The 2,303-nt window shown below is 67.4% G+C and carries 1 protein-coding gene and 1 pseudogene; both read left to right on the top strand.

Translation table 11 applies throughout. The features are described 5' to 3' along the window. The first annotated feature begins 1,434 nt into the window (after positions 1 to 1,434). The gene (locus tag ACNFOC_RS53385; RefSeq protein ID WP_416966169.1) at positions 1,435 to 2,166 is read left to right on the top strand and encodes a Crp/Fnr family transcriptional regulator; all 732 of its coding nucleotides are present in this window, start codon (positions 1,435 to 1,437) and stop codon (positions 2,164 to 2,166) included. Next, a pseudogene (locus tag ACNFOC_RS53390) lies at positions 2,163 to 2,303 on the top strand (LacI family transcriptional regulator); the annotation flags it as partial. The gene ACNFOC_RS53385 and the pseudogene ACNFOC_RS53390, both read left to right, overlap by 4 nt.

Below are 2,303 nucleotides of genomic sequence, written 5' to 3' on the forward strand. Positions count from 1 at the left end.
GGTTTGCGTCGAGCGCCCCGCCCCGAGGTCGTACGGGGGCGGGGCGCTCGACGCAAACCGCCGGACGATGGCGTACGCCGGTGCGTGTGGGGAGGCGTACGCCGGGCGGGCCGGTGGCGCACTCCGGGGCGAACGCCGTACTACGTACCTGAATGATCGGTTCTGTGGGGAACACGCCGACTTCGGGTGTCTCGTGTGCTCAACTGACCTGCGCCGCAAGAGAACTGACAGAGCGTAAGTTGTCGGTGTGGCGGGCGGGTCGAGGGTGTGTGGTGGGGGTGCCGGCGCGGAGCCGGGAACAGTGGCCTTATTCGTTTGTCGACCTTTACGATGTGCGGCGGCGAATCGTTGATTTCCGTTCAGTATTCCACCTGCCACCCTGACTCACCGCATTTTCTGTCGGCCCGGATTGCCCCGCGAAAAGAAATTGCTGCGGAGGCGGCCGGTTAATCGAGCGGGTCGGAGCGGTGCGCTCCACATGTTTTGCCGGGCGCGCTTCTGTTCGGCGGGGCTGTCGGCCGGACGGGTTCAGGGTGGCCGAAACTGTTTACTCTTGATCGATGGCAATCATTTGATAACGCTGTCATGTCCTCGCGTGTGGCGGGAGCGCCTTGCTCTCGCGCGGAAAAAAAGGGGCAAAAAGCGCGGCCGGTCGGGGTGTTCCGACGGCGTGTGCGGGGAGGTGTGCTGTCGGTGACAATCCCCACGGGAGGGGTTTTCGCCCGGTTATCCACCGCCGGTGGGCTCGATGTTGGCAGACGGGGAGTGACCCAAACGGCATCCGTGGTGTTTACTGGGCACCGGTCTGATCCTTGGTGGGTCCGGACCATTTCGGGAGGTCCTGGGGGTGGTGCCCCGGGGCCTCCTGTTTTTGCCGTCGGTTTGCGTGGGTGTCATATGTCGGTCACCTGAGAAGGGTCCTGTCCCGCCCCTGAGAAGGGTGCGGATAACCGGGGCGGACGCGATCGGTAATAGGGTGGAGGGTAATTGATTTCCCTCTCGAATTACCCGTGATCTTCTGTAATAAAGCCCCACGGTCAGGGGTTCCGGGCAAGATCCACATTCTTCGCGGGCGTCCTCGAAAACACGACTGGCTCTTCACTCCTGGCGAGGGGTACCGTCTATCCCGCGTCACTGTTTCCCACCGCTTCCACCCACCGCTTCCACCCGCCGGGCCCACACCAGCCGGGCGGTGCCGCACCTCCCGGAATGTTCCGGACCCACCACCCGGAACCTCGCTGACCAGCGGGGTTCCCACGCGTAGACACCACGAGGATCGGACTCGATGCGTACCGTCCATGACGACGGCGTATTCCCGCCGTCGTGCCGCGACCGCCGCGGCCCCCTGCCCGTGACACTCCGTCACCTTCGTGCGCCTCAGGGCGTGTACGCCGGTACACGCGTCGTCACGGCCGTCGGCACGGGGGAGTGAGCGTGCCCTCGATCGCTCCCGCGAACCGGCCGACCGACCTTCTCCTGGGCCACGAGAAAAAGCCCGAGGGGAGCTTCCTGCGGCGCCTGTCGGCCGAGGACTGGCGCTTTCTGCTGGAGGGCGATCTGCGCGGCCGCAGCTTCGCCCAGGACGAGCACCTGCCGCTGGGGCGCGACGACCGGAACGTGTACATGATCTGGGACGGCGTCGTACGACAGGACCGCTTCCCGCTCGGCGACTGGGCCGGCGCCCCCACCATCACCCGGTTCCGGGGCGGCGGCCAACTGGTCGGCGAGGCGAAGCTCATCGCCTCCGACTCCGCCGTCCGTACCCGGTGCCTGACCAGGACCGTGGTCATCCCGTGCAGCGCGCGCCGCTTCAACGTCCTGCTGAGCCGCAGGACCGAGGTCGAGCTCGCACTGCTGCGCAGCCTTGAGGACCGCAACCGCAGCGACGAACTCGTCTACACCCTCACCACCCGGCCGCCCCTGGAGCGCACCAGCAGACTCCTCGCGCATCTCGCCGACACCGCGGGCACCCGCGACCCCCGGACGGGCTCCACCACCATCACCGGCCCGGGCCAGAAGGACATCGCGGCCGCCCTCCAACTCGCCGTGTCCACCACGGAGAACGCGCTCCGGACCCTGCGCTACTCCGGGGTCATCGAAGCGCGGTACCGCCAGTTCGTCGTGCACGACGTCGACGCGTTGCGTCACCTCGACGCCGGGAACTGACACCGCCAGGCCTGCCGGACCGCGCGGACGTGCCGTCGATCGGTGCGACGAACTGGCAGGGCGGGCTCGCCGCCACCCGGCACCTGGTCGAACTCGGCCACACCCGGATCGGCGCGATCAGCGGACCGTCCCGGATG

The sequence above is a fragment of the Streptomyces colwelliae genome (assembly GCF_048158785.1).
Lineage (GTDB): Bacteria > Actinomycetota > Actinomycetes > Streptomycetales > Streptomycetaceae > Streptomyces.